The organism is Bacteroidota bacterium (genome assembly GCA_039111535.1).
Lineage (GTDB): Bacteria > Bacteroidota > Rhodothermia > Rhodothermales > JAHQVL01 > JBCCIM01.
In genome coordinates this window covers 1-7,012 of sequence record JBCCIM010000264.1, presented here as the reverse complement: position 1 = coordinate 7,012, position 7,012 = coordinate 1, and the positions used below count along the sequence as shown (strand labels likewise).

The following is a 7,012-nucleotide window of genomic DNA, read 5'->3' as shown; positions in this document are numbered from 1 at the left end:
GCGCCGGATACGGTCAGTCCTTCGACTGGCGTAGCCCAGACGAAATCGATGTCCAAACCTTCCGTAATGAATTCACCCGAGTTTGTCGTATCGAAAGCGAAAACGGCCGTGCATCAGCTCACGGATGATCAGCAGCGTCCAGCGCTCTCCGAGTGTATCGAGCGCATGTGCAAGTGGACAATACTGGCCATAACTGAATTGTGACATACCAGCTTTTTTAGCTCAACAAAGGTTAGATATAGATATGGGGCCAGCGTTCGCAAAAGTGAATCGATACGAGACTGCAGCGAGACTGCTTTGGGCTACCCGTATACTGCAGGCGTTTACACGTAGAAACAGTTTCCTCGTAAGCCTTCATTGTATGAACAAAATGTCCCCTGAAATGCCTTTAATCGGCATATTTAGCAATTGGGCAAATACCCCGCCACAAAGGCTGTGGGCGTCGGCACAGTTCTTGAGGAAGGCTTTGGGCAAGTGAAACTAAAGGCCACTCAGGCCGCAGTGTAGATCACGACCCTCAATTCAAACAGGAGGCCTGGTTCAAAGCACTCTTGGTGGAGTGAGCAGTGCAAATCCCCCCGTCGCGCACGCTCAGTTCATCCGTTCTGTTCGTTCGGCTTTAGGCCGGACACGCATGAAAGCCCATCGATACGTTTTTCTTTTGCTGGCTGTCAGTTTACTGACTGGATGTGAAAGTGCCCTCGTTCGTCAGGTCAACTACTATGACCGGGTTGGGGATACTGCGTCTGCCCGGCAATATCTCGAAACTGAGCTTCAGCGTAATCCTGATAATTCCGAGGCGCGCTACTGGTTGGGTAAAGTGCTGTTTCGGGATATGGTATTTGCAGAAGGCCGGCAGGCTTTTGATCGCGTGGAGCAGCAAACGGCCCGCTTCAGTGAGTCCATTCAATTTACGCTCGAGTCGACCTACCGCGAGCACATGCAAAAAGGGGTTGATGCGTTTGAAAACCGCGACGCATCGCTGGCTGTCGAACACCTCACTTATGCAACACAGATCCGCCCTGAATACAACGACGGCCACAGGCTCTTGGGATATGCAAAAACGCAAACAGGACAGCTAACAGAGGCTACGCTTTCGTACCGCCAGGCTGTTATGTTGGATCCGGATGATTTTGAGTCTTGGCATAACATGTCTGATATCGCTTTTGTGAACCAGGATTTTGAGTCGGCACGCAATTACGCGCTTGAAGCCTTGAAAATTGACCCGGTGCATCCTTCTGCCTTGCGCCGGCTCGCGCATGCACACATGCATTTGATGGAAAATGAAGAGGCCACCCTGATTTTTGAGCAATTGCTTGCGCTTGAAACAGGGCAAGAAGACTTGCGGGATTATGCTTACTTCCTCTTTAATACGGGCGCACTGGAAGCCTCATTGCCTCATCTTGAAACGCTTGCAGCTGTTCCTGAGCCGCCTGTCGAACTGCTGAAGACGTTGAGCGAAGCCTATGCCGGCTTGCAATTTTTCAAAAAGGTCATCGGCGTGAACGAGCAAATCCTTACCCGCATGCCTGATGATCGGGCGGCTATAGGCAACCTTATTGCTGCACACGAACGCCTCGGACAGTTTGAGCAGGCAAAAACGTGGCAGGCTAAACTTTCAAAGCTGGGAGGTGAAATGTGATGAAACGATTGATGCACCTCAATAATCCCTGGCTGGTAATTTTTGTCCTTTTCTGTCTGCTAACTGCAGAGCACGCATTTGGACAGGCTTTCGAAATTGAGTCTGTGGTGCCCCGGCCTTACAGCAGCGACTCACGTCCGTTTGATCCGATCCGGATCACATTTACGGAAGCCGTTGATATGGGGTCTGTGGATGTTGATGATATCGCTGTATATGGCAGCGAGGGAGGGCGGTGTTTGGGAGATGTCTCTTATGAGGCTGCTACGCAGACTATTGTTTACGATCCACCTTGTACGTTCAAGGAAGGTGAGTTGGTCTCGGTTATTGTTTCAGGCATACAGGCGGTCTCTGGCGCTGTCATGCCGGCTTACCAGTGGCAATTTACCCCGCGCGTCGACTATGGTACTGGTGAGTTCAACGGACCTATTGAGTTTCCCCTGGGCCTCGGGCGCGAACCTGTATCTTTGTTTGCTGCCGATTTTGATGGCGACCTGTTTGCTGACCTTGCTGTAGCGAACAGTGCAACAGGTACCGTGTCCATCATGATCAATCAGCGCAACGGATTACGGCGTTTCAGCCAGGTGACGGAAGTGACGGTTGGTATGCGCCCATTTAGTATCACGGGAGGAGACCTCAACAGCGATGGGCAAATCGACTTGCTCGTCAGCAATTTACTGGGCAACACCATGACGTTGTTGCTAAACCAGGGGGATGGCAATTTTGCAGCATCTACGATAGAAACGGGTGAGCGCCCAAAGCGCGCTGCCGTATTTGACCTTGACAATGATGGCGACCAGGACATTGTGGTGACAGCATTTGGGATTGATGAGCTGTGGGTACATGCCAACAATGGCGACGCCACCTTTGCAACACCCGATCGTTACGCCGTCGGCGCATCGCCATCCAGCGTCATTGCACGAGACTGGGATAGCGATGGCTTCCTCGACTTGTATGTTGCAAGCCTGGGCGATCAACAACTCGATTTTTTACGCAATACGGGTTCAGGCACTTTTGAGACGCCGGTGCCTACCCCCGTGCCGTTTTCGCCAGAAGCCCTGGTTTCAGGTGACCTGCTAGGGGTTACCGATAACCGTTTTGGCGATACGCTGGTTGACCTTGCCGTTGCCGCACAAGACAGTCGTGACATCTGGGTTTTTCAGAACACGGGCAATGCAGCGGCGCTTCAACCTGCTGTGACTTTTGCTGTAGACTCTACAAGTTCGCCGGCACTCGGCCTCGTACTCGCGGATATCGACACCACGGATACCGCCGCTGAAGCATTGGGTATGGGGAAAGATTATGACCTGGATCTTGTGTCCTCGCATTTTCTGGCCGGCGAAATTCGTCCGTTTATCAACAGTGCTAACACATCATTTGATACGGGCTTGCCGGCTGTCTATCCAGCAGCGCAGTTGCCTATAGACGCCAATCCAACAGACATTGCTGCATCCGATTTTGATGGGGATGGGGACATGGACCTGGCATTTGTTAATACAAATTCGGGCAGTGTGGGCGTACTGTATAATGTTGGTGGGAGGGAAGCACCCCTCATCGTGTTTCCCGAGCGCTTGACCTTTGCCCATGTATGTGTTCAGGAAGACTCCACGCGTGCAGTATTCCTGGCAAACAACACCAATTATCCGCTCACAGTTGACGTAAGTGTACGTCCCGATGAAGGGGCTTACACACCCGACATTACATCCATTTCATTGCAGCCTGGAGAGTCCTCGACGGTTTCTGTCTTGTTTTCACCGCCGGGTGCACGAGATTATGCTGCGGACCTGGTGCTCCGGACAACCATCGACGCAGCTGCTTGTGGCGATAATGTTGAGCCTTTTGTACTGGAGCAAACGGTAGAAATGGTAGGCCGAGGGGCACAGTCCATGCTCACTGTTTCACCTGATACCCTCGATTTTGGAATGGTGGTCATTGGCACGCCCCAATCGCAGCTGGCGTTACTGGATAATCTGGGTAACATACCCTCACAGCTCACTGAGTTTTTACTGAGCGATCCCGTGAACTTCGCAACGCTCAGTCCGAACCTGCCGGCAACCATTGGCGCCGGGGCACAAGGGTCGGTTGAAGTATCATTCCAGCCAACCCTTGCCGGCGATTATCTGGAATCACTGGATATTGTGACCGACGACGGCTGTACCCAGGATACGCTGCAGGTTATGCTGCGGGCCACAGCCCTGAATCCGCTGCCCGATTTGCAGCCGCGAGACCTGGTTGTTGCTCCGGGATTCTCAGACGTAGACCTGCGTACGGGAGACCCGATCCAGCTACAGGTTAGTATTCAAAACCAGTTTTTTGCGGTAGCTGATTCGTTTTTGAGCCGGTTCTCTGTACTACAGCCCGACGGTTCTACTGCTTTTCTTGGTGATGTAGATACGCCAGGAATGGGCATCGAAGTTTTGCCGGGCATTTTGAGTGGGATCTTCAACTTCACGCAAGAAGGCACGCATACCTTCTGTTTTGATGTGGATGTGAACATGGCAATTGAGGAGCAAACCGATGAGAATAACCAGGCCTGTCTGAATCCTGTTGAGGTACGTCCGCTCCTCCCGGATCTGGTTGCAACCAACCTCTTTCGAACAGACGGTACAACGGATGCGATTCGTCGCGGGCAGCGCAGGGAATTTACGGGTGAACTGCGGAACGACGGCGAAATTGATGTTGCCCAGCCTTTTCAGGTTGAAATTCGAAGCAATGGGCAAGCCGTCGCAAGCATGGTGTTTGACGGTCTGGCCGCCGGCGCCCAGGAAGCGTTCACAGCTCCCGTAGAATTTCCCGATACAGGCAGTTACACGCTTTCTTTCTTTGTAGATGGCTTGCTTGAGGTCACCGAAGTAACCGAAGACAACAACGAATTTGTACTGGAGGCCTTCGAGGTAGAGGTCCCGGAAGACATGGCCGTAACGCCCAATCCTTTTACCCCAAACGGTGATAGCTTCAACGATGAAATTGCGTTTGAAGTCACCGAATTTGGGCTGCTCGATCCCGTATTAAGGATTTTCAGCTTCGAAGGCAGGTTGATACGAACGGAGGCTGAACTCATCGCCGGATCTTTGGTCTGGGACGGTCAGGATGAATCGGGCAAAGACCAGCAGCCAGGTGTTTATCTCTTCACTGTCGAGGATGACAACAGGGTTGTTGCCTCAGGACATATCACGCTCGCTCGATAATCTCTTGACACGGCAAAACATGTATAATCGAAGCGCACATATCAACAAGATACGGGCAACGCTGCAATTCGTAAGCAAAATAGCTTCGTGCACGTTTGTACTGGTTGCTTTTCTGTTGTCTACGCCGGGTGCGGTCAACGGACAGGCTTTGTTGATGGGACCGTCGATGAGCCTGGAAGATGCGTCTTCCCAGTTTGCAAATCCAGCGCTGATGTCTTTTCAGCGGTCTCGCGTAGCATTGGGGGCTAAAGCCTATCACCTGGGGATTGGCGGTACCAGCGGGGCGCCTTTACGGCAGGGGTACGCCCTGGGGTCTACACCGTTCTTCCTTTCGGATCAATTTGGCGTGGGGGCCCATGTGCAATACTTTGACAGCCCAATTTTCCAACGTACCGCAATCGGGGCTTCTGTGTCTGCGCGCGTACTTCGCTTTTTGTCTGTTGGGGTGCGTGTTGAAGCTTTGAATGTGTCGTACAACCAGAATGAGTTTGTAGGCTTCGACCCGGCGGATCCAGTATTTGCCAATGGCTTCGGCAAAACGGTGCTTACCACATCCGTTGGTGCGTTTGCGCAGCCGCTACCGCACGTCCGGCTTTCTGCAGGGTTTCGCAACCTGAATCGCCCCAATCTATCGCTCGGTGATGATACTTTCCGACAAGATATTGAGTCCTTTATAGGCATAGGCTACGGCATGGGGCCGGCGATGGCCCTGGTCGAGTTTGTGGATACGTTTAACGGGCTCGAAACGCGGTTTGGGGTAGAAGCCGTTGCGACCTCAGGGTCGTTTGTGAGATTGTCGAGCAACACGGCCTTTGAACTTGGCCGGCTGGAAGGCCAGCTACACGTCGGCGGCCCAATCAGCGTTCATTATGGCTATGAACTGCCCTTTGGTAACCTGGGGCCTTCGTCCAATGGATCGCACACGTTTAGCGTGGTTTTCGATTTCGGGCGAACACCCGACTTACCCGAGCCGATCAACATCCCGTCCTATCTCTATTCGAACAGTATACCCGAAGTAACGCCCCAACTAGCGCCAAAAGTCTATATCTCGTCTTCTACGGATTATGTACGTTTCTACGAGCAGCAAATTGTGCGTAAAGTTAACCAGGACGTGCCTTATGAGGCATTGCAGCGCCTTTCGAGGGAAGATTTGGGCATGCTCGACAGCACTTTTGTGCAGGCGCGCGAAGAAGTTGCGCCAGAAATAATTGATGAAATAAGTGGAGAAGTAGCGTTGCAAGGATCTTATTCCTCGCTCTACGAAGCTTCGATCCGCGAACTGGGGCGCTCACTTGCAGCAGACTCAGCACGGGACCTGACCATTACCGGGCCCGGCTCGCAATTGCTTAAGGCAGCCGGCATGCGCAACACGCTGGTAAATGCCAATGAAGCCTCTAAAGAGCAGATAAAAATCACGATTCCGAGAAATTCTGACCCACGCGCAGCAGAAACCCCCGCAGCGTTTGTGCCGCGTGAAGATCTGGTACTGTATGAACCAGATCATACCCTGTTGTACCTGAACAGTGCAGCACTCATGCAAAATATTCAATCATGGGAGCTTCAAATCGTTCAGCTCGACGATGCTGTGGTCAAAACGTTTGGCGGCAGAGATGTGTTGCCTAATTCCCTTTCGTGGGATTGGCGTGCAGATGACGGGCAACTGATTGCGCCCGGCGTGTACCGCTACAGTTTGCTATGGATTGATCAGTTGGGCAACACCCATCAATCCAATGAACGCAAGCTGTATGTACAGAAGATGCTGCGAAAAATTACAATTGAAGTTACGAGAGATATCGAGGCTATCCGAAGAGAGGCGGATGCCGTTGAGATTAGAATTCAACAATAAGTATATATCTATGAAAACCCTCCCCATGCGCATATTAATATTTGTTTTTTCGCTCACCCTCGCGGGTGCTGCAGTTACAACGCCGGCGAATAGTGCAACGGCTGAATTGGTCACTGCAGAGTTTGTAGCTGCAGCGTTGGCACCCAATGCCAGCGTATTGACTGTAGTGCAGGAAGCTGCAGGAGACACCGGGCAGTCTGTGCTCGATGCGTCGCAGGATGCAGCGTCTTCATCGTTTTCGATGAGTAACCTGTGGTCGCTTACTGAAAAGGCAGGTCCGCTTCGCTGGCCGATTTTTATTGTTTTTGTGATTGGCGTTTTCCTGGTTTGCTTCAAGTT

Annotated in this window: 4 protein-coding genes and 1 pseudogene; 4 read left to right on the top strand and 1 reads right to left on the bottom strand. The window is 52.1% G+C overall.

All coding sequences use genetic code 11. The features are described 5' to 3' along the window. Positions 1-93: 93 nt before the first annotated feature. Positions 94-207, bottom strand: a pseudogene (locus AAF564_24890) (ArsR family transcriptional regulator). 427 nt (positions 208-634) lie between these two features. On the opposite strand from AAF564_24890, the gene AAF564_24885 reads away from it, so the two are divergent. The 4 genes from AAF564_24885 to AAF564_24870 all read left to right on the top strand — a co-directional run. Next, positions 635-1,642, top strand: coding sequence for a tetratricopeptide repeat protein (locus tag AAF564_24885; GenBank protein ID MEM8488805.1), 1,008 nt, complete (start codon positions 635-637; stop codon positions 1,640-1,642). After that, positions 1,642-4,827 (top strand): FG-GAP-like repeat-containing protein, encoded by a 3,186-nt coding sequence (locus AAF564_24880; protein ID MEM8488804.1) that lies wholly within the window; start codon positions 1,642-1,644, stop codon positions 4,825-4,827. The genes AAF564_24885 and AAF564_24880 overlap by 1 nt, the downstream gene beginning before the upstream one ends. A gap of 19 nt (positions 4,828-4,846) precedes the next feature. Next, positions 4,847-6,673, top strand: coding sequence for a hypothetical protein (locus AAF564_24875; protein MEM8488803.1), 1,827 nt, complete (start codon positions 4,847-4,849; stop codon positions 6,671-6,673). 10 nt (positions 6,674-6,683) lie between these two features. Beyond that, positions 6,684-7,012 (top strand): hypothetical protein (locus AAF564_24870; protein ID MEM8488802.1); only part of this gene is annotated, 329 nt, incomplete at its 3' end.

Bases quoted from the DNA above. Each gene is read 5' to 3' on its own strand.
- AAF564_24885 (MEM8488805.1), top strand. From the start codon at position 635: ATGAAAGCCCATCGATACGTTTTTCTTTTGCTGGCTGTCAGTTTACTG.
- AAF564_24880 (MEM8488804.1), top strand. From the start codon at position 1,642: ATGAAACGATTGATGCACCTCAATAATCCCTGGCTGGTAATTTTTGTC.
- AAF564_24875 (MEM8488803.1), top strand. From the start codon at position 4,847: ATGTATAATCGAAGCGCACATATCAACAAGATACGGGCAACGCTGCAA.